The organism is Streptosporangium sp. G11, assembly GCF_051192615.1.
Taxonomy (GTDB): Bacteria; Actinomycetota; Actinomycetes; order Streptosporangiales; family Streptosporangiaceae; genus Streptosporangium.
Genome location: NZ_JBPJUQ010000321.1, coordinates 1 through 932 on the forward strand (window position 1 = coordinate 1; position 932 = coordinate 932).

The 932-nt window shown below is 68.1% G+C and carries 1 protein-coding gene; it reads left to right on the forward strand.

Features of this window, described 5'->3' with window-relative positions; genetic code table 11:
• A partial coding sequence (locus ACSDR0_RS50810; protein WP_435296168.1) for an aldo/keto reductase occupies window positions 1-765 on the forward strand: 765 nt, incomplete at its 5' end.
• Window positions 766-932 lie beyond the last annotated feature (167 nt).

Below are 932 nucleotides of genomic sequence, written 5' to 3' on the forward strand. Positions count from 1 at the left end.
GATCAAGTCCAGTTGGCAACCAAGTTCGGCTGGGACATCCAGGACGGCAAGTCCGTTGGTCTGAACTCCCGGCCCGAGCACATCAAGAAAGTCGCCGACGCCTGCTTGCAGCGTCTGGGAGTCGAGACGATCGACCTCTTCTACCAGCACCGGGTGGATCCCGACGTCCCCATTGAAGACGTCGCCGGAACGGTCGGCGAGTTGGTCCAGGCGGGCAAGGTCAAGCACTTCGGGCTGTCCGAGGTCGGAGCCGAAACGCTCCGCAAGGCGCACGCGACGTATCCGGTCACTGCTGTGCAGTCGGAGTACTCGTTGTGGACGCGGGACCCCGAGCCCGAGATCCTGCCTGCCTGCGCGGAACTGGGCATCGGGTTTGTCCCGTTCAGCCCACTCGGTCGCGGCTTTCTTACCGGCGCTATCGACCCGAACGCGTCCTTCTCCAAGGGCGACATGCGGGCAACGATCCCACGTTTCCAGGCTGAAAATCTCGCCGCCAACCAGGCGCTCGTCCACCATGTCCGCGAGCTGGCCGCCGCCAAGGAGGCCACTCCTGCTCAGGTCGCGTTGGCGTGGCTGCTGGCCCAGGCACCATGGATCGCGCCGATCCCTGGAACCCGCAAATTGTCCCGACTCATCGAGAACGCAGGCGCAACCGAGGTCGGGCTGTCCTCCGATGAACGAGCCGACCTCGACGCATTGGCCGCCCGAGTTGGTGTGGCCGGTGACCGTTACTCCGAGGCACACATGAAGCTCATCGGGCACTGACCATCATCTGCGCGGCGGGATGGTCGGCGGCAGCGCTCCGCGCCGTCGCACGGCGGGGCGCGTCCGCCCGCGCCGCGCGGACATCGGGACCGGGCATGCGGCGTGGGCGCCGGTCCCGTCCCGCGCCCGCCCGGCGCGGACGGCCGGACCCCGCCGCCCGCCGCACC